The organism is Bacillus sp. FSL R5-0560 (assembly GCF_037966305.1).
GTDB lineage: Bacteria > Bacillota > Bacilli > Bacillales > Bacillaceae > Bacillus > Bacillus mojavensis.
The window spans coordinates 1,982,605-2,001,776 of the sequence record NZ_CP150195.1; the positions used below are offsets into that span (position 1 = coordinate 1,982,605).

32 protein-coding genes and 1 pseudogene are annotated in these 19,172 nt (G+C 34.4%); 32 read left to right on the plus strand and 1 reads right to left on the minus strand.

The genetic code is table 11. The features are described 5' to 3' along the window. Positions 1–9: 9 nt before the first annotated feature. The 10 genes from NST56_RS10370 to NST56_RS10415 all read left to right on the plus strand — a co-directional run bounded on the left by NST56_RS10370 (position 10) and on the right by NST56_RS10415 (position 8,745). Positions 10–1,521 carry a replication protein gene (locus NST56_RS10370; protein WP_339181804.1) on the plus strand — a complete coding sequence of 504 codons (1,512 nt, stop codon included), beginning with the start codon at positions 10–12 and terminating at the stop codon, positions 1,519–1,521. Between the two features lie 14 nt (positions 1,522–1,535). After that, on the plus strand, positions 1,536–2,600 hold the full coding sequence (locus tag NST56_RS10375; RefSeq protein WP_339181807.1) for a DNA primase: 1,065 nt from the start codon (positions 1,536–1,538) through the stop codon (positions 2,598–2,600). Between the two features lie 5 nt (positions 2,601–2,605). Further along, positions 2,606–4,300 (plus strand): DHH family phosphoesterase, encoded by a 1,695-nt coding sequence (locus NST56_RS10380; RefSeq protein ID WP_339181810.1) that lies wholly within the window; start codon positions 2,606–2,608, stop codon positions 4,298–4,300. A gap of 17 nt (positions 4,301–4,317) precedes the next feature. Further along, positions 4,318–6,609 (plus strand): DNA polymerase, encoded by a 2,292-nt coding sequence (locus tag NST56_RS10385; RefSeq protein ID WP_339181813.1) that lies wholly within the window; start codon positions 4,318–4,320, stop codon positions 6,607–6,609. A gap of 25 nt (positions 6,610–6,634) precedes the next feature. Continuing rightward, positions 6,635–7,351, plus strand: coding sequence for a 3D domain-containing protein (locus tag NST56_RS10390; protein WP_339182158.1), 717 nt, complete (start codon positions 6,635–6,637; stop codon positions 7,349–7,351). A 108-nt stretch (positions 7,352–7,459) separates the two neighbouring features. Then, a complete protein-coding gene (locus tag NST56_RS10395; RefSeq protein ID WP_033885423.1) occupies positions 7,460–7,618 on the plus strand; it encodes a hypothetical protein in 159 nt (52 codons plus the stop codon). Between the two features lie 36 nt (positions 7,619–7,654). Further along, positions 7,655–7,852 (plus strand): hypothetical protein, encoded by a 198-nt coding sequence (locus tag NST56_RS10400; RefSeq protein ID WP_041336515.1) that lies wholly within the window; start codon positions 7,655–7,657, stop codon positions 7,850–7,852. Between the two features lie 32 nt (positions 7,853–7,884). Then, positions 7,885–8,100, plus strand: coding sequence for a YorP family protein (locus tag NST56_RS10405; protein ID WP_339181817.1), 216 nt, complete (start codon positions 7,885–7,887; stop codon positions 8,098–8,100). Further along, entirely contained in the window at positions 8,093–8,248 is a 156-nt protein-coding gene (locus tag NST56_RS10410; RefSeq protein WP_339181820.1) for a hypothetical protein, read from the plus strand. The genes NST56_RS10405 and NST56_RS10410 overlap by 8 nt, the downstream gene beginning before the upstream one ends. Next, positions 8,248–8,745 (plus strand): hypothetical protein, encoded by a 498-nt coding sequence (locus NST56_RS10415; RefSeq protein ID WP_339181823.1) that lies wholly within the window; start codon positions 8,248–8,250, stop codon positions 8,743–8,745. The genes NST56_RS10410 and NST56_RS10415 overlap by 1 nt, the downstream gene beginning before the upstream one ends. Before the next feature lie 38 nt (positions 8,746–8,783). On the opposite strand, the gene NST56_RS10420 is transcribed toward NST56_RS10415, so the two are convergent. Further along, the gene (locus tag NST56_RS10420) at positions 8,784–9,128 is read right to left on the minus strand and encodes a hypothetical protein (protein WP_217002394.1); all 345 of its coding nucleotides are present in this window, start codon (positions 9,126–9,128) and stop codon (positions 8,784–8,786) included. Positions 9,129–9,270: 142 nt separating this feature from the next. Here NST56_RS10420 and NST56_RS10425 point away from each other — a divergent pair, with 142 nt between their 5' ends. The 22 genes and pseudogenes from NST56_RS10425 (at position 9,271) to nrdE (ending at position 19,162) form a co-directional block, all read left to right on the plus strand. After that, complete coding sequence (locus NST56_RS10425) at positions 9,271–10,071, plus strand: DNA adenine methylase (protein ID WP_339181828.1); 801 nt, start codon at positions 9,271–9,273, stop codon at positions 10,069–10,071. A gap of 107 nt (positions 10,072–10,178) precedes the next feature. Beyond that, entirely contained in the window at positions 10,179–10,388 is a 210-nt protein-coding gene (locus NST56_RS10430) for a hypothetical protein (protein ID WP_217002392.1), read from the plus strand. A 43-nt stretch (positions 10,389–10,431) separates the two neighbouring features. Continuing rightward, positions 10,432–10,650: a hypothetical protein gene (locus NST56_RS10435; protein ID WP_339181833.1), complete on the plus strand. Its 219-nt coding sequence runs from the start codon at positions 10,432–10,434 to the stop codon at positions 10,648–10,650. A 2-nt stretch (positions 10,651–10,652) separates the two neighbouring features. After that, entirely contained in the window at positions 10,653–11,018 is a 366-nt protein-coding gene (locus NST56_RS10440; protein ID WP_268279406.1) for a hypothetical protein, read from the plus strand. Between the two features lie 38 nt (positions 11,019–11,056). Next, positions 11,057–11,284: a hypothetical protein gene (locus tag NST56_RS10445; protein WP_339181838.1), complete on the plus strand. Its 228-nt coding sequence runs from the start codon at positions 11,057–11,059 to the stop codon at positions 11,282–11,284. A gap of 14 nt (positions 11,285–11,298) precedes the next feature. Next, complete coding sequence (locus NST56_RS10450; protein ID WP_339181841.1) at positions 11,299–11,496, plus strand: hypothetical protein; 198 nt, start codon at positions 11,299–11,301, stop codon at positions 11,494–11,496. A gap of 187 nt (positions 11,497–11,683) precedes the next feature. Continuing rightward, a complete protein-coding gene (locus NST56_RS10455) occupies positions 11,684–12,442 on the plus strand; it encodes a hypothetical protein (RefSeq protein WP_339181843.1) in 759 nt (252 codons plus the stop codon). Positions 12,443–12,730: 288 nt separating this feature from the next. Beyond that, entirely contained in the window at positions 12,731–12,943 is a 213-nt protein-coding gene (locus NST56_RS10460) for a hypothetical protein (RefSeq protein WP_019712334.1), read from the plus strand. Positions 12,944–12,977: 34 nt separating this feature from the next. After that, positions 12,978–13,157: a hypothetical protein gene (locus tag NST56_RS10465; RefSeq protein WP_087960927.1), complete on the plus strand. Its 180-nt coding sequence runs from the start codon at positions 12,978–12,980 to the stop codon at positions 13,155–13,157. A gap of 88 nt (positions 13,158–13,245) precedes the next feature. Further along, positions 13,246–13,422: a hypothetical protein gene (locus NST56_RS10470; protein ID WP_154817146.1), complete on the plus strand. Its 177-nt coding sequence runs from the start codon at positions 13,246–13,248 to the stop codon at positions 13,420–13,422. Positions 13,423–13,459: 37 nt separating this feature from the next. Beyond that, the gene (locus tag NST56_RS10475; protein ID WP_017697092.1) at positions 13,460–13,582 is read left to right on the plus strand and encodes a hypothetical protein; all 123 of its coding nucleotides are present in this window, start codon (positions 13,460–13,462) and stop codon (positions 13,580–13,582) included. Next, positions 13,582–13,902, plus strand: a complete 321-nt coding sequence (locus tag NST56_RS10480) for a hypothetical protein (RefSeq protein ID WP_213408220.1) — start codon at positions 13,582–13,584, stop codon at positions 13,900–13,902. Before NST56_RS10475 ends, NST56_RS10480 begins: the two co-directional genes overlap by 1 nt. Positions 13,903–13,914: 12 nt before the next feature. Further along, the gene (locus tag NST56_RS10485) at positions 13,915–14,322 is read left to right on the plus strand and encodes a hypothetical protein (RefSeq protein ID WP_339181847.1); all 408 of its coding nucleotides are present in this window, start codon (positions 13,915–13,917) and stop codon (positions 14,320–14,322) included. A gap of 35 nt (positions 14,323–14,357) precedes the next feature. Next, on the plus strand, positions 14,358–14,684 hold the full coding sequence (locus NST56_RS10490) for a hypothetical protein (RefSeq protein WP_339182161.1): 327 nt from the start codon (positions 14,358–14,360) through the stop codon (positions 14,682–14,684). Positions 14,685–14,697: 13 nt separating this feature from the next. Then, positions 14,698–14,823 (plus strand): hypothetical protein, encoded by a 126-nt coding sequence (locus tag NST56_RS10495; protein ID WP_339181850.1) that lies wholly within the window; start codon positions 14,698–14,700, stop codon positions 14,821–14,823. A gap of 361 nt (positions 14,824–15,184) precedes the next feature. Further along, positions 15,185–15,652: a hypothetical protein gene (locus NST56_RS10500; protein ID WP_339181852.1), complete on the plus strand. Its 468-nt coding sequence runs from the start codon at positions 15,185–15,187 to the stop codon at positions 15,650–15,652. Between the two features lie 25 nt (positions 15,653–15,677). Beyond that, positions 15,678–15,812, plus strand: coding sequence for a hypothetical protein (locus NST56_RS10505; protein ID WP_004399476.1), 135 nt, complete (start codon positions 15,678–15,680; stop codon positions 15,810–15,812). Positions 15,813–15,832: 20 nt separating this feature from the next. Further along, a pseudogene (locus NST56_RS10510) lies at positions 15,833–16,026 on the plus strand (hypothetical protein). A gap of 48 nt (positions 16,027–16,074) precedes the next feature. Next, complete coding sequence (locus tag NST56_RS10515; protein ID WP_339181855.1) at positions 16,075–16,272, plus strand: hypothetical protein; 198 nt, start codon at positions 16,075–16,077, stop codon at positions 16,270–16,272. Between the two features lie 70 nt (positions 16,273–16,342). Next, positions 16,343–16,708, plus strand: coding sequence for a hypothetical protein (locus tag NST56_RS10520; RefSeq protein ID WP_268418366.1), 366 nt, complete (start codon positions 16,343–16,345; stop codon positions 16,706–16,708). After that, complete coding sequence (gene nrdI / locus NST56_RS10525) at positions 16,705–17,100, plus strand: class Ib ribonucleoside-diphosphate reductase assembly flavoprotein NrdI (RefSeq protein WP_339181858.1); 396 nt, start codon at positions 16,705–16,707, stop codon at positions 17,098–17,100. The genes NST56_RS10520 and nrdI overlap by 4 nt, the downstream gene beginning before the upstream one ends. Continuing rightward, positions 17,063–19,162: a class 1b ribonucleoside-diphosphate reductase subunit alpha gene (gene nrdE, locus NST56_RS10530; RefSeq protein WP_339181861.1), complete on the plus strand. Its 2,100-nt coding sequence runs from the start codon at positions 17,063–17,065 to the stop codon at positions 19,160–19,162. Before nrdI ends, nrdE begins: the two co-directional genes overlap by 38 nt. Positions 19,163–19,172: the final 10 nt, after the last annotated feature.

Below are 19,172 nucleotides of genomic sequence, written 5' to 3' on the forward strand. Positions count from 1 at the left end.
GAGTAAGCAATGACAAAACAAAAATATATAGAAGAATTTGTTGAACCCTCACATATTCATGAAGCTCTGTTTGTAGGTTATTTATGGTCGAATCCAATGCTTTATCAAAGATACAGAACCCATAAAGTCTCAAGTGAGACGTTCACAGAGTCCATTTGGTACTTCTATTACACAGTAGGGTCTCAGATGTTCGAAAATGGCATTAGAGACTTTGATGATAAAACAGTATATTCATTTCTAGTATCTAGACCCAAAGAAAAAAATAAAAAAAGTTATATCGACGCTTATAATGACTTTGGTGGTTTTGAATCAATAGAAGAGTTAATGAACGAATGCAAAAAAGACAGCCATAATGAGGAATATCATTTTAATGAAATTCAAAAGTATGAGAGTTTAAGAAAACTGCAGCAGGCCTCACTAATTGATATTACGAACTGCGAGTTAATCCATAAACTGACTGCGATGACTTTAAAACAATTACAACTGTTTATGCAGTATAAACATAAAGAAACCTTTGCTCACATTAATTCTGGTGATGTAATTGAACATGACCTTGTGGATGGGCTAGATGAAACAATTGAGGATTTAGATTCAGGGGAGTCTATGGGATCACCATTGCATGATTCACCTCGATTAAATAGGAAAATTAAAGGTTGGAAAGACGGTTCTCTTTATTATTTAGTCCTATCCTCAGGTGTTGGGAAAAGTTCAATTGCAATGGAAAAATTCATTTTAAGTCTTTTTGAAAACCAAGAGAAGGCGATTTTAGCTATAAACGAAGAAAGTGTAAAGAAATGGCGTTCGCTACTGCTTGCGACTATTTCATCTAAGGTATTAAAGAAACCGATTAACAGAGAAAAATTATACGAAGGTAATTTTAAACAAGAGATGTTAAATAAATTAAATGCAGCAAAAGACTGGGCATGGGAGCGAGGACAAGGACTAATTAAAACACTGGAGTTAAAGAAGTATCGAGTAGAGGATATCCTTAGTCGTGTAGAGCTATATAGACCAAAAGGATACAACAAACTTATAATCGATACTTTTAAACCTGATAGATCACAAAAAGATATGGCTCGGTGGGAAGCCTTTTCAAATTCAGCACAAGAATTGCACGATTTAATAAAAGAAGATAATCAAAATGTTGGGACGTTAGCTACTGTGCAGCTGAAATTAGGTAAGGAAACAAGGTTTTTGGATTTGGACTCAACAGGTAAGAGTATGGAAATCAACGAGGTAGCTGCGGTTGTAATGATGGGTAGATTGCTTTTTGCAGATGAATACACAGGTTCTAAAAGCAAATACGAGTTAAAACCGTACAACTATAAAAAAGATGGATTAGGAAACTGGTATGAAGAAGAGTATAAGTTAGATCCTAAGAAAACATACTTAGTTCTTTTTCTAGCAAAGAACCGTTTCGGAAGTGAAGAAGAGCAGATTATATATGAAGTGAATTACAGTATTAACTCGTTCGAAGAAGTTGCATATGTTAAGGTTCCAAGAATAGGAGGATCATTCTAAGAAGGTGGCGATTAATGTCCGATCTACAAACCATTAGGGAAAGAATTTATAAGGAAGAAAAAATACAAGATGTTTTAGAAGCTCTTGGATGTTGGGGCATCAGCACCGAACAAGGAGGTAAGTTGTTTGTTGCTGGACTTCCTGACGGTGATAATGAACGAAGTGTTCAAGTCAAAAACACACCCTCTTTAACTTCAAATATCAGGAGCAAGGGAATATCAGGATCAATATTTGATGTCATATCCTACATACTTTATGAAGCTAAATCTGAAGATGACAAAAAAGCATGCCTTTCAAAGAGCAAATTTTGGTTATGCAATAAATTAAATTATTTAGAGTACATAGATGGATTTTATAAATTAACAAAAGAAAAAGAAAAACCACAACCGAATAGATGGCTGCACAAGCTTCAGAAAAATCGTAATAAGGAAGATGGAATAACCGATGAAAACGAAATATTGCCCGAAAGTGTTTTGGATCAGTACGGAAATATTCCGTATTTAGGATGGTATAATGAAGGATTGTCACTTAGGACACAAAAGCTTTTTGGTGTAGGAATTGATGTAAGATCTGAACGCGTAACTTTTCCGGTACATAATAAGAGTGGTCAATTAATTGGTGTTAAAGGGCGATATATTGGAAATGACCCAGTGGTTAATGATAAATATAAGTATCTCTATATACAGCCCTGTAATAAGTCAATTGAATTTTATAATTTACATAGAGCTCTCCCTCACATTAAGAGACTAAAAGAAGCAATAGTGGTCGAAGGTGGCAAAACCACCTGGTATTTAACTCAATGGGGGTTTAAAAACTGTATTTCGATTGAAGGTGACAGTATGTCTGATGAGCAAATAAGGATACTTAAAAATTTAGGAATTGGGATTAAATTTGTATTTGCATATGACAAAGACAAAGATGCCAAATTCATTGTTAATGAGGTATCCAGGCTCACAGGCAGATTACGTTACGGAATTTATGACAAGGAAAACCTTTTATCTGATAAAGATTCGCCTACAGATAAAGGATACGATGTTTGGACTTCCTTATACGAGAACAAATTTAAAATAAATAGATAGGATGAATGATATTGATTTATAAACTTATAGGGGAGAATGATTATAAAAATCCTATTTATACAATAATTAAGAATAGAGAAATTAATGCTGATACGTTCTTTAATTTAAATTCATCAGTTATAAATCATTATTCCCTTTTAAATAATATGGATAAGGGCATTAATTGTTTATTGAAACATATTGAATTAAAGAACAATATATTTATCCAAGTTGATTCTGATTGCGACGGGTATCTATCAAGCGCAATCCTAATTAATTACCTAAATCAAGCCTTTCCTGGTACTAAAGTAAAATGGAGGCTTCATGATAAAAAAGATCATGGGGCCTCATTGGAAACAATACCAGAAGATACGCATTTGTTGATTATTCCAGATGCAGGAAGTAACCAATATGAGTTACACCGAGAGCTAAAAGAGCGGGGAATAGATACGTTAGTACTTGATCACCATGAGTGTGAAAAAGAATCAAATGCTGCTATCATTATAAATAATCAGCTCTCAAATGAGTATCAGAACAAAAGACTTTCGGGTGTGGGTATTGTTTATAAATTTTGTAAAGCTTTAGATGACAAACTTGGTTTAGACTCGGCTGACAGCTTCTTAGATTTAGTTGCAATTGGGAATATTGGCGATGTAATTGACTTACGGGAACCAGAAACACGCTATTATGTAAAGAAGGGCTTAAAGCAAATTAAAAACCCGCTGATAAAAGAAATCGTGGGTAGACAATCATTTTTCTTAGAAGGAAATATAAATATACATTTTACGGCATTCTCTATTGTTCCATTCATAAATGCAGCTATACGCTACGCAACAATGGAGGAAAAGACAGATATGATGAAGGCATTATTAGGCAGTCAAGAATCTGTTTATTATCCGAGGAAGAAAATATACGAGCCCATAGTAAAGTCAGTTGCCAGAAGAATTGCAAATACGAAGAATAGGCAGAAAAAATCACTTGAAAAACCAGTTAATGCATTAATTGAGCAGCTTATCAAAGAAAATAAAACGAATGATAAAGTAATAGTTTTAGATGTTTCCGATGAATTAAAATCCTCATTTACAGGGCTTGTAGCTACCCAATTAGCTAAGAAGTTTAAGAGACCAGTATTGTTAGGCAGGAAAACAAAGGAAGGGAAATTTGGAGGGTCTGCAAGGGGATATGAAAAAAGTGGAATTAAAGACTTTAAACAATTACTTACTGAAACAGGCCTTTTTAACTTTTGCGAAGGGCATGCAAATGCATTTGGTTTTGAAATAGAAGCTGAATACTTTGAAAACTTGAGTACTCAATTAAACAGCATTATTGAAGCAGATGTATTATTAGAAGATGTTTATGAAGTAGACTTCATTGTCCCCGCTGCAGACATGGATGCTACTTTAATTAAATCTATACATAAATATAGGGACGACTGGGGATCAACAGTTGAAGAACCCCTAATAGCAATTGAAGGTATACAAATAAATAATACTGATGTAAGAGTATACAAAAACAGAACATCAACGTTTGTTATTAATGTTGGAGAATACAAATTGACTAAACCGTACTATAAAGGCGATTTTGATGAATTGTTTGATAATGGAGACGAAACATTTTATTTAGACGTTGTTGGTAAATGTAAGGTTAATAAATATGAAAATAAATCAGCTCCTGCAGTAGAGATAGTGGATATTGAAGTAACAGATAGCTTCTTATTTTAACGGGATGAGGTGATGCCGTGATTATAAAACCAAAGTTAGAAACGGATATAACAAAACTATACGAAAAACATTGGGTAAATGACTTTGATGAGATAAATACACTATTTCATAAAGATAAGCCGAAACTCTGTGTTCTTGACTCAGAGACTACAGGTTTACATATCATTAAAGACAAACCGTTTATGTGGGTTTTTGGCTGGATGCTCCCAAATGAAAAAAGAACAGATGAAATTAAAGGAAGGGTATTTGCTTTTGACTCTAAAGCCGAAATTCTTTTACAAGTAATTGCCCTAACAAAAAAGTGTGTAATGACTGTTGGTCACAATGTGAAATACGATTTGCACATGTTAATAAACGGTGGTATTTCTGAAAAAGTTGTATACGGGTTGAAAAATATTACAGATACAATGGGCCTTTGTAGGTTTTCCTTTGATGCTGTATCTGCACGAGATGGTGGAGATGTTTTAGGGCTTAAAAAAGTATCAGAAAAATATATTGATCCTAAGGCTGGCGAGTTTGAGAAGGAGGTAAAGAAAGAACTACGAAAAATAAATGATGCTAAGCGAAATATATTAAAAGAATTATTAAAGCCCTATAAAGGATGGGGACTTGGAAAAATTAAAGAAGCGTACAAAGTAAAAAAGCGAAACGAAATGGACTACTTTACAAAAGAGAAAAAGCAACGGTGGCTGAAGGTGCCTGAAGAAATCGAAAATGTGTATTTTAAATGGATGGAAGAAAATCCTTTTGCAGATTACTCTGAAGTAGACCGAGATATAATGATGGAATATGTCCATAGTGATGGTATCTATACATTAGAGTTAGTTGAATTTACTTACCCTACAGTATTAAAAAGAAAACAAAAAGCCATTCTTGAACAAGAAAATAAACTGATAATCGAATTATTAAAAATGGAACGTGTTGGTATGAAAGTAGATATGCCTTATCTGCACAGCTGCTTTAAAAAATGTGAGGACGAAATTCAAAAACTGTATGAAGAACTATGGGGAATTGTTGGAGAATATTTCACCGTTTCTCAAGGGACAGTAATTGCTGATTACTTTGAGAAAAAGCTTGGAGAGAGACCAGAAACAACTGATAAATCTTTTCTTAAAAAACACAAAGATGATCGTGTATCCCAATTAATTACAAGACTTAGACGACTTGAAAAGTGGCAATCGACTTATATCTCAAGGATTATTGAAGTGGCGCAATATGATAATCATTTTTATACTCAGTATGGGCAGTTTAACACTGTGTCTGGAAGGCTGGGATCAGATGCGCAGCAATTCCCTAAAGAAAGAATTCTAACAGAGGAAGGAGAGCTCTACGAGAAAGAAAATGGAGAAGGTAAGGCACCGATTGAATATGAAATTTTCTCTCCGAGGCGAGCATTTATAGTTGAAGGAGGAAATTACAACAAAATTGCATACTTTGATTTATCACAAATAGAGTTAAGAGCGCAGGCAAACTATACAGTTCTGTTGAAGAAGCCTGATTTAAACCTATGCCGAGCATATATGCCTTTTAAATGTACTCATTACATAACTGGTGAAGAGTTTCGTTTTGATACGAAAGAAGAAAGAGCAAGGTGGTATGAAAAGAAAGAAGACGGAACTTCAGTTTGGCTTCTTGAAAACGGAGAGAGCTGGACTCCCACTGATGTCCATAGCGAAACATCACATAATACATTAATGGCATTGGCATTTAAATGTGTAGACAAGTATAAGCAATACGAACATGAAAAAGAATCTCCAGTTGATGAAAAATCTTTTAAAAAGTTTTGGAGATACATAGGAAAGATGTTTAACTTCATGCGTAACTATGGCGGCGGTGCTAAAAAAGCATCGGAAGCACTCGAAGTCTCAATGGAAATTGCGAATGCCCTTGTCTCAGGTTGGTCAAATACCTTTCCAGAGGTTTCTTATTATCAGAAACAAGTTGCAGCTAAAGTACAAAAGAATAGCTATGCAACAAATATGTATGGGAGAGTTTATTTCCTTTCAAATACTGATAAAGCATACAAAGTAGGGAACTATCTTGTACAAGGCTCATGCGCAGATATGTTAAAAGGATATGTTATTAGGATTGGGGAATTTTTAAGAGAAAACAATTGTAAAACTCTTCCCTTAGCTAATATTCATGATGAATTGCAGTTTTTAGTGTACAAGGGTGAGGAATGGATTTTTCCTCATATTAAACGAATTATGGAAGACGTTGAGTGGATGCAAGTGCCTGTAGTAGTGGATTTAGAGATTACAGAAACTACATGGGCTGATAAAAAAGAAGTCCAAATTAAAGCGGCGTAAATTGAAATAGCTAGGAGAGATGAAAATTTTCAAAAAACTTATAGACAAACATAAAAAATATGTATATCATATAATTAATGAAATGACACTTTTTGCTACAATTGGTTTGTTAGGAGTAGGGCTCGTATATAGCGCTAAAAACTTGTATACACATCAAGACAGTCAAGTCTCAATAAAAGAGTCATTTTATCTAAATAAAAAAGAGGTGAGGCAAAAACTTATTCATGAAATTGACGTTCCAAGAATCCTTCCCGGGCTAAAGAGTAAGGAAGAAAAGCAGGATGAAAGTAGAAAAAAGTATCTTAATGCGACGATTACATATCTAACAGAAGAAAATAAAAAAGCAGCAAAACATACAAAAACAAAAAAAGTGAAAGAATCAAACAGAAAGAGAAGGGAAGATAAAGCAGCTTCAAAAAGTAATAATGCAAAGGCAGCGAAGAGTCATGAAGTTGTTGCCACTGCTTACACAGCGTTTTGTTCTACAGGTTGCACAGGGAAAACAAGAACCGGCTATGATGTATCAAACACATCCTATTACAATGGAAAAAGAATAATCGCTGTTGATCCAGAAATAATTCCTTTGTATTCATTAGTTCAAGTTTCATATGAAGGGAATAGCTTTCAAGCATATGCAATAGATACAGGAGGAGATATTAAAAACAATCGTATTGATATTCTGATGGACAGTGAGCAAGAAGCAAATGCATTTGGTCGTAAAAATGTAAGAGTAAGCTGGTAAATCGATCCAAATGACTGAAAGGTATAAACATTTCAACAATTCGTTCGATGCAATACATAACATGAAATTTATCCCAAGGAAAACTATTACATAGAGAGAGTGAAGAGGATGTTCATTTTAGATAAAGAGGCCAGGGTCAAATCAACTGGGGAGTGCGGGGTTATTGAAGCCATCTACCCTGAAACAAAGACAGTGGAACTTTGTTATTATGATGGAACTTATGATGAAAGGAGTTTTGATGATGTTGTTATGGCAACAAGTAGTTAAAATTCCAAGACAAAATTAAAAAATAGGGTGAGATAATTGAAGTGTATTCAAATCGAAATGTCATTTACAGACGAATATGGACAGGTAACCAAATTAAACAAGACTTATAAACCATCGATTATTGAAGAACATAAAGGGGAAATCCCTGGATTGTTGTTAGATGATTTTAAGAGGTTCTTGTCGTCCCTTGGGTTTAATGAAAAACAGGTTTCTAGAATAGTAACAGAAGATTAAGAGGTTTTTTATTGAGGGGAGGTGGTATTAAATTGCCTAAATACTGGAGTTATCCTGTTGGACTAACTGTAGAAATTAACAATAATGCACGATATGGATGCCCACATCATGTGGGGAGAAAAGGAAAGATTATCGAGCATTTGCATTCAGCTACATATGACTATGTAGTTAGCGATGAAACAGGAGACATTACTTACTTTAAAGAACATGAATTAACGCCACTAAAGGGAGGATTAACTTATGTTTAAAAAAGATCAAAAGGTAATTGTTGATTTCACAGATGAGATTGGAGCTGTTGCGAAAGTTGATTATCGCTACAACCAGGTGGAAGTAAAGTATCCCGATGGAACTTACCAGGTTGTTGGATTTCATAAAATAAGAAAGGTGGAGGATTAATGACATTAATTATCTTGGAGGGGCCTGATTGCTGCTTTAAATCAACAGTTGCAGCAAAGCTAAGCAAAGAACTGAAGTATCCAATTATCAAAGGTTCAAGCTTTGAGTTGGCCACAAGTGGTAATGAAAAGTTATTTGAACACTTCAACAAACTAGCTGATGAAGACAATGTTATTATTGATCGCTTTGTTTATTCTAACTTGGTATATGCAAAGAAATTCAAAGATTACTCTATCCTCACAGAGCAACAGCTTAGATTTATTGAGGATAAAATTAAAGAAAAAGCGAAGGTTGTATACTTACATGCTGATCCAATCATTATTAAGGAACGGTTAAGCGTACGGGGAGATGAGTACATAGAAGGAAAAGACATTGATTCAATTTTGGAGGTATACAGAGAAGTTATGAGCATTGCTGGATTACATACATATTCATGGGATACAGGACAATGGGGCAGCGATGAGATTGTTGAAGATTTAATCCAACTGTTTGAGTAAACAAAAAGGGAAGGAGTGAACTAACACTCCTCAGTAAACTAACGTGCTTCTACTGTAATTTTATAAATAACATAATTGTCGTTAATGTCATATGCGTAAACCACTGCTGTGCCCAATGTTGAATGAGAAGAAACAACACCACTGGAACTAATACTAATGAGGTTGCTGCCAGATACTATTTCCCAACGTGTATAACCTTTTAACAGGGAGACATTAGAATTCCTTAGCATATGGTAATCAACTGTAGCTATAGGATCTCCTTGTTGTACAACTTGGTTAGATTTAATAGGTTCTAGAGCAGAAGCTTGTGATGTGAATGCAGGGAGAGCTAGTGTTGTAAGGGATAAAGCAGAAACAATCAATCCTTTGTAAAACTTTTTCATAAAAATTACCTCCCAGGTTTTGATTGTAATACAACTCTAGTCTAGCATGTTAAATATTTGAAATGTGTGAAGTGTTTGTGAAACTGATTAAAATATCTCTTTTATAGAAAATTAAAAAACAAAATTGAGAAGGTGTAAAGATTTGGCGAATAAAATTAAGAGCCCACTGCGGTGGGTAGGTGGAAAAAGCAAGTTATTAAATAAAATAATACCTCTTATTCCTGAGCACAAAGGATTTGTTGAAGTTTTCGGAGGTTCGGCTGTTGTGCTATTGAACAAAGAACAATCGAAATGGGAAGTTTTAAATGATTATGATAGCAATCTAGCTAATTTCTGGTCAGTAATTCAAAATGCAAAAGAGCAATTTTTGAGAAGTTTTGAATATGAAATCGTAAGTAGAGAAAGGTTTAATGAGTACAAAACTAAATATCAGAATAACGATTTTGAAGATGCGATTGAAAGGGCAAAAATATTTTATTACTTAGTTCGTTCTTGCTTTGCAAGCGATATGAAAAATCCAGTGTTCGGGGCTTCTAAAGACAGAAATAGATTAAGAATTGATAAGATCGAAGATGATATTGAAGCTGTTTACAATAGATTTGTAGGAGTTACCGTTGAAAATAAATCCTTTGAATACATTTTTAAAATTTATGACAGTGAAAACACATTCTTTTATCTAGATCCCCCTTATAGAAATACAAAACAATATGCAACTGGAAAATTCACAGACGGCCAATACAGAATGCTAAGGGATTGTTGTTTTAATGCTGAAGGCAAATGGTTGCTAACAATCAACAATGATCCCTATATTAAAGAATTGTTTAAAGATTTTCACATAGTTGATCACAATGTTTGGTACAGTGTTTGCAAAACAGATAATGGTAGAGCGGATTTCAAGGAGTTGCTAATCTCTAATTATAACTTTAACGATATTAAAAGCTAAAGTGCACTGTTTGATCTAACTATTGGGTATACATAGTAAAGCTAATCATAATAGAGTGTTTGGAATCAAAATAAAAGATCAATTTTATTTAAAGATGGAGGTGGCTTATGGAAAGTAAAGTGTTTATAAATCCAATTTCGTCTTATGCTTACAAAAGAAAGAATGAGTTAGGAATTGTCATTGGTTTTGTTGGATATAAGCCTAAAAACCATAAATCTAGACTGTGTTATAAGGTTCGTTTTGAAAGTGATGGAATGATTGACTACGTTCCTGTTTCGGACGTGGAGCAAGGGCATTATAGATTGATTTCTGTCTAAAATTTGTCTTTTATACAAATGTAAAATAAGAGGAGTGTAGTGATTGGAAAGTTACCCAGAGTCCTTAAAAAGAGAGGCAGAGGAGATTAAAGAGCGTGTTAGGAATGGAAATATCAAAGAAGACAGGATTAAAGAAATTGCAGAAACGGCAGTTGAGTTTTTGAAATCAGAGGAGAAAAGACATAAATACTTTTCTGAAGTTGCTGCAGCTATGTCTGATAACTTAAGTGAGTTTTTCAAGTCGTATTTAAAAGGAGAGTGAATATGCTAACTGATCAAGAAAAAATTGACTTGGTAAACGCTCTTGATTTTGTAGTTATTGAACCACATACACAAAGCATTTACGTACATAACGATGAAAAGACCAATGGAGTATTAGCTAAGGTTTTGCACACTATTTCAGTAGATGAGTATATTGAGAGCTTTAAAAAAGGGAATCTGATCGATATATTTCCTGCTGCAATGCAAGAAGCCGGTGCGGAAGGGTTTAAAGATGGACAGTTTGTTATTATGCCAAAGAAATTTTATGTTGATCAGTGTTATGCGATGAGTAAGGAAATCGAGCGATTAACACACCTAGTCGATCTTCATAATATTAAACCAAATACATATCGAGGTTTGATTCATTAAGTTGTTTCAAGAAAAATGAAAGGATAAAGGGATGTTTATTGAAAAAGTACTATGTAAGATGTAAAGATGGCAAAGGTGAAAACGCGTCTCTGGTTATAGAGGCGCTATCACCTGAACAGGCAAAAGAACAAGCATATGAATTACATAAGGTAAGAGATATTTATAATGTAAGCCTGGGAGAAGGCACGTCAAGGAATTACCTAGAGCGAAAATATTCCCCATACATAAAAAATGACAACGGCAAGGCTATTATCATCTTTTCATAAGGGAGGACGGCTCCATGTATATATCTGATCCAATAAAAGAAACACTTGTGCAAAATATGGACCAACTTAGCAGCAGAATCGATGAGTTGTTCATTTACCTTGAAAATGAGTTGCCTTCAACATCTGAAAGTCAATGGAAAACTATAGACAAAAAATTCGGTGAGGTTTTTACTAAATCTAACGAATTACAAAATTACATAAGTTGTTTATAAAGGTGAGCAATATCCCTTTGAGTTAATGACATCTGTGATACTTATTATTCAAAATCGCCTTTGTTTCTTAACAATTATTTATATGATTGGTAGCATTTATTAAAGAAAGAAGGTGATTTATGAGATTGTCTGTTTGATAAGTATTGGTGCCAGATGAGAATTTTATTTTTACAAAGGGGTTATTTTAATGAACAAGTCTTTTTATCGAACGATACTAGCATTAGTTGCCGTATTTGTGCTGGCCTTTGCAACATTTCCTCAAAATAGTGATGCAAAGAGTACAATCTCAACAGATAATATTGACAAGGGTAAGGTAAAATCAGAAGCAGAATTTATTGCAGATCACACTATTGATGTGAGCAAAAAAACTAAGGAAAAACTTCTTTCAAAGGCAAATAAGGCAATTGAAGACGGAGACATTAAGTATCATAAATCAAACGAAAAAGTATTTGATAATGCATCAGTTAGGGCTATCAAGTATGATGATGGTATAGTAACTTATTCAGTTTCTTATTTATACGTGGACACTGAAAAAGTAGATAGAGTTAGTTCATTCAATGTTTCATTTGATAGCGATATGAATATTGAAGAATACTATGAAGTTGATATGAAGAAAATCAGCAGCACTCAAAACGAAATGACCTATTGGGTTAATGGTGTTAAGGATGAAGACAAGTCTGGTGTCTTTGAAACAGAAAAATCTTCAGAAGATCAAACAAGCTCATCTAACATGATGAGTACTCAGAGTTGGACTGGATGTGTATCAGATTGCTTAGGTGATAAGAATATTAGCCAATGGGCAATCACTGGTTTAGCTATTTTATGTGGAGCTGCATGCACAGCTGGTGTTCCAGCAACAGCAGGAACTGCTTGCTATGCTTGTGTAAATACTGCTGGTATTATTGGTGTAAATGCATTCTTTGATTGTATGGAGAAGTGTAAATGATCAATATCTTAAGTAAAATACTATTTATTTTGTCTGGTTGTGCATTGTTGATCTTTGGGATAATTTTAAAGAATGGATCAATTGCTTTTGGATTGTTTGCCTTATTCTTCATAGCGGCAATAATTGTTCGTGTATTTCATAAACGAACTGAAGACCATTAGCAGCAGCCGTATTGTACAGTAGGGGAGGAAACTCTCCTACTCTTGAAAAAAAGATAAAAAAAAACAATAGACAAATACAAATAATATGTATATAATTAAAATAACTTAGAGCGAAGGGAGAGGGTTAATGAATCATATATGTGACATCTGTAAAGAGTACATAAACGGAAAAACAATTTGTCTTAGAATCAGCGATGATAAAACTTATGTAGACTTCAACTGTTGTGAAGGTTGTGCAAAGGGTTATTCCGAGAAAGTGAAGAAGGAATGCAGCAATTTAAGCGTTAAAAAGACATTAGAATATTTAAGGCTAAACAACAAATACAAAATAAGTGGATAAAATATTCCTTTTATCCAGAATGGAGAGATGAGCAATGAACATGTTCGTAATTGCTGCAAAGAGTGAAGGGAAATATCTCTATGGTTACCACCCACATATTTACTCAAATCGAAAACAAGCAGAAAATGCATTGAAGACAATGAGAAAAAACGGAAAGTTAACTGAAAGAGATAGAGTGTATGGGTTAGACGGGTTGCTGTTGGTGGACTTATAAAAGAGGAAATAGTCAGAAGAAAATATTCATAATTTCCCGGGTAAGCGCAGGATGTGACAAATCAAAACAAATAATAAGGAGTGGCACAGTGCAATTTGCAATTAATGTCCTTGAAATCATCGGTCTTTTGTTGATTGGGCTTGTATCAATAGATACATATGGATCGAAAAGGAGAATAAAACCTCAAATTGCTTTTGGATTATTAGTTATAGCTGGAATGTCATTCATAGCCGGCTTGGTTTTATTGATTATCAGTAATGTCTAAATAAAATTCAATTTTTATCGTGAAGGGAGCAACTGAAATGCAGGATAAATTAACGTCAGCAGTTCACTTTATTGAAGTCAATCGGGATGAAATGGGTGACAAGAAATCACTAAATATGCTTCTAAAAGCATTAAAGAAAATCATCAATGAGGGAAGATAATGAAGTTTCATATTCTTGAAGATAAACAAATGAGGGATATTGGTTTTACGGATCACGTGAAATCAAAGTGGTACTTCATAAAATCAATTCAACCTAACATCACATTTAATTTAACAATACATAAAAAGAGTCTCAAGGGTGAAATTGACGTATTAGATGAAAGATACTTACAGCCATATGATTATCAATACTATATGAAAGCTTGCACAAGAGAGGAACTTGAATTCGCATATGTTACTAATGATAAAGTGCAAGAAATTATGGCTAATTTTATTGAACAAGGAATCATAACAGAATATGAAATGGGGAGCTACATTTAAGGAGGTGAATAAGTGGGGAGGCATCAAGCTAAGTTTGAAGGCAAGATAATCAATAAATCATATGGATTGGACGCACTCGGTCGTTTTTCTGAAAAGGAAAAAGTGGAGTACAACTGTTTCTTCGAAGGAATCATTGACTTAGATCCAATTGAAGTTGGGGGCAAAGTATACATCCCTGGTTTTAATGAATATGTAGTTGTTACTGATAGGCAACGGAACACCAATAATGAATGGACGTATCAGACTGATAAGATCATTAAAACAATTGAAGACAAAGAAAGCCTTGAAAGAGCCATTCAAGAGCAAACGAAACTTGAAGAAGAATGGCAGCAACATGTCAGACGAGAGAATCAATGTGTTAAAGAACAAAATGGCAATCGCAAAACTTCCTGGTGGAAGAGACTAATTACTAAAAATTAAAGGAGAGATTTTTATTAAATAAGGATACAAAAGATATTTGGAGCGGTTTCTTTATTGGGTCAGGTTCGTTAATTGTAGTTGGATTACTTATTTTTGTTGAAGCTCTGACAATGTCATTGGTTGTTTACTACGGATTGAATCACGTGTTAAACCCTTTACTTATTGATACATACAATATTCAAAATGTCCATGTCATTTTACCTCATGCATTTGTTATTGGTGTTTTACTCAACGTATTTGTCAAAGGTGTAAAACGGTCAGATCAGGAAAAAGATGAGAACATTTTCAAGAAAGCCGGTAAGTCTTTATTTCATTCAGCATTCGCATTGATTGTCCTGTATATTAGCACATTGTTTATCTAAGGAGGCACTCAAGATGAGTAATGATAATGCTGCAAAGATTATTTTCAAAAAGAAATCAACTGGTGAAATAGTCGGCGAAATGAAAGTTACAACTTTACCTGCTGACATCATTTTGCAAAACGACAATAAGTTTAAATAAAAGTTTTATTTGAATGAAAGGCTAATGGAGGAAATAACATATTATTTGAAAATGAATGGATTTGAAGGGGTTGTTAAATTCCTTTATGAGTTTACTAGTTGGAGCTATCATTCTGGAAAGAAAGTTCTTGAAACTAAGCGATATTGCTTTCAAGACAGAAAGAACAACGTGGAAATATTTGATTTGTTTCTTTCGCTAAAAGATGAACAAATTGACATTGTAATGAACAAGGAAATCAAGATTATGAAAGTTTTGTACTTAAATAACTCTTTAATGTTAGATGAAGTATTAAGTTAAAAGGATGATTTTAACGAGAATTAGAGATTCAAAAATATAAGTAAATTAAAAGGAGCTTTGTGCTATGGGAATTAAAGCAGCAGTTTTTGAAATAAAAGCAACTTGTTACGCTCATGAGGGATTTAATAACGAAAGTCCATCTGTTCAAGGGGCTGCGTTAGAACAACTAGGCAAGGACATAGTAGATCATTTGCTCGAAAACGGTGTTGATGATGTGAAAATTAAAGGCGATTACATTGAGGAGTTGGAAGTTGAAAAACCCTGTATGAAGTATTTTGAAGTGTGTGACCCATATTACGCATTAATTAAAGCAAACATAAAGGAAAAGGCAATAAAGCTATACACAGAAGAAGTTGCAGATGATGATGGACACTTAAGTGATGAGATCAAAGAAGTAGGCATGTTATATGCTGCTGTTAAACACAGTCGAACAGTAACCGAGGATCAAGAGCTGCCCCCAATATCTGATGTTCTCGAAGAGCTTCAAAGTAATGAAAAAAGAGTTTTGATTATGGACGGAAGTTTACTTTAAAGAATAAAAATAAATTAAGAGGATGATGAAAATGAAATATGGACTTTATTGTATGGGATCACTTGTTAATACTTATGATGATGCAATTGAGGCTCATAATGATGCTGTATATGCTCAAGAAGAAAGCGGAGTACCGCATGAAGTAAGAGAAATTCAATAAAAATAAGAGGAGGATATTATATGATTCTAGGATTTTATAAAGATCAGAAACTTCACCTTTTAGAAGATCCTATGCAGCAGTACACTGTCATGAAAGTTGAAGAAAATGCAGTATGTGTTACCGATGGATCGATGATTATAGACACAAGATTGAAAGATTTACTGATGTTGAAGAGGCTAAAAAGCTTCTTGGCGAAGGCTGTCCTAAACAATAACAAAGGAAGATACAGAAATTTATTCAGAAACAATTGGAGGACGAATAGATGTCGGAAAATAACTATAGGCCGTCAGTTCCTAGATGGGTTGGCGATATACTAGAGTTAGACAAGAAAAGAAGACAAAATCAGTACAGAGGCTCACTAACGTCAGGTCAAGAGAAGAAGGACTGGGATGAGTGGAAACGTAGGTATTCAAGGAAATTAAAGTACGCAAGATTGAACGGATGGACGATCCAAGAATAGATACGGCTCGATTCTAGATAAAATCACAGTTTTATTTTAAATAAAAAAACAAAAAATAAGGAGATGTAAAATGGGGGCAGCTAGACGTATTGATCCAACTCAACCATATGTAAAAAAGAAGAACATTATTAACTTTACAATAGCCACTGAGAACACACATATTCATTTAGCTGATGGGCAATCTTTTCCTGTATTAAAAGGAGAGATTATTGCAACTGACCAACAGGGAAATCAATTTGTTGAATTAGAAAAGAATCTAGATGATTACGTTCCTGTTGCTGAAAAAAAGAAGAGTTCCTTATATGAAAGTATGGCACAGGGCTACATGGAAATGGGCGACATTAATCGTGAAATATCAGAAGCATTTTACCATGTTGAAAATGAATCTGAAACAGTGACTACAGATTTACTATCAGGTGTATATAACAATAAGTGATCATTACATATGAGAGTAAAACTGGCAATGTAAGAAGGTTTGTAAAAGCGTTGCAACACAAATTAGATATTGAGACCATTGAAATAACTGATGATACGATCATCAATCAAGAGTTCATACATATTACATATACGATAGGCTTTGGGGAAGTACCTGAAAGGACTTTGAGTTTTATCAATAAGAATAAAAATAAAATAAGAGGAGTTGCTGTTAGTGGTAACAAGGTTTGGGGTGATAACTATGGTTTAGCTGGAGACAAGCTTTCAGCTAAGTTCCAAACACCATTGTTATTAAAGTTTGAACTTAGTGGAACGAAACAAGACTTACAGAAGATCATTCAGGAGGTACAAATTATTGACAAACACAATACCAAAGTGGATCAAGCTCAATAATGAGATCATGATTCAGAAAGATGGGAAGTATCAATTCGAAAAGGATAAGGAGGCCGTACATAGTTACTTTGTTGATTACATTAATCAAAACACAGTCTTTTTCCATGATCTAAAAGAGAAGCTGGACTACTTGATTAAAAATGATTATTACGAAGAAGAATTCTTAGATCAATATACATTTGTACAGATTAAGTCAATCTATAAGATTGCTTACAGTTACAAATTTAGATTCCCATCTTTTATGAGTGCGTTTAAGTTCTACAATGACTATGCATTGAAGACAAATGATAAAACAAAGATTCTGGAAAGATATGAGGATCGTGTCTCAATTGTAGCTTTGTATTGCGCTGACGGTGATTACGAGAAAGCAGTTGAGGAAGTACATACTATGATGAAACAAGAGTATCAGCCGGCAACACCTACTTTCCTTAATGCTGGACGTAAGCGAAGAGGAGAAATGGTAAGCTGCTTTTTACTTGAAGTGGATGACAGTTTGAATGCTATCTCTAGAGCTATTGATATCTCTATGCAGCTTTCTAAGCTAGGAGGAGGAGTAGCATTAAATCTAAACAAACTAAGAGCCAAAGGTGAAGCGATTAAAGACGTAGAGAATGCGACTAAGGGTGTCGTAGGTGTTATGAAGCTATTGGATAATGCTTTTAGATATGCAGACCAGATGGGACAAAGACAAGGATCAGGAGCAGCTTATCTAAGTGTATTCCATCCAGACATTACAGACTTCCTGGATACCAAAAAAATAAGTGCTGATGAAGATGTCCGAGTTAAAACACTATCTATTGGTGTAGTTATTCCTGATAAGTTCATTGAACTGGCAAGGGAAGACAAGGATTATTACATGTTCTATCCGCATTCAGTATACAAGGAATATGGACAGTATCTTGATGAGATGAGCATCGATGAAATGTATGACGAGCTTATTGAAAACCCTAGGGTTAGAAAAGCAAAAGGAAACGCTCGAAAGCTATTAGAGAAGCTAGCAATTCTTCGTTATGAATCTGGATATCCGTATATTATGTTCGCTGACAATGTAAACAAGGTTCATGCTAATGAACATATTTCAAAAGTGAAATTTTCGAATTTGTGTTCTGAAGTCCTACAATCATCACAAGTATCAGTCTATACAGATTACGATCAAGAAGATGAAATTGGATTAGATATCTCTTGCAATCTTGGCTCAATGAACATTGTAAATGTAATGAGTAATCAATCAATTGCTGCTACAGTCAAAACAGCAGTTGACTCGTTGACAACTGTGACAAGGAAAACAAACATCGCAAATGCACCAGCAGTTGCTAGAGCAAACACATTAATGAAATCAATTGGTTTAGGCCAAATGAACCTTCATGGTTTCCTAGCTCAAAATAATATTGCTTATGAAAGTGAAGAAGCTAAGGATTTTGTTAATACATACTTTATGATGGTTAACTTCTACTCCCTGCAGCGTTCAATGGAAATTGCAAGAGAAACAGGGGAGACATACTACAAGTCTGATGGTTCAACTTACAAATCAGGTGAGTATTTCGAAAAGTACATAACAAATGATTATAGCCCTCAGTATGAAAAGGTTAAAAAGCTATTTGGAGATCAACATATCCCTAATATTGAAGATTGGGTGAGGCTTAAAGAAGATGTGATGAAATATGGTCTGTACCATTCGTATAGGCAGGCTATTGCACCTACCGGAAGTATTTCATATGTTCAATCTTCTACAGCCGGTGTAATGCCAATTATGGAGAGAATTGAGGAACGTACATACGGAAACAGTAAGACTTATTATCCGATGCCTGGTTTATCGGCTCAGAATTGGTTCTTCTATAAGGAAGCGTATGACATGGATATGTTTAACGTAGTTGATTTAATTGCAACGATTCAGCAGCATGTCGATCAAGGAATTTCATTCACCCTGTACTTGAAGGATACAATGACAACGAGAGACTTAAACAGAATAGATATCTACGCTCATCATAAAGGGATAAAGACCTTGTACTATGCGAGGACAAAAGATACAGGCCAAGAAGGTTGCTTGTCTTGCGTTGTTTAAACAGGAGAGG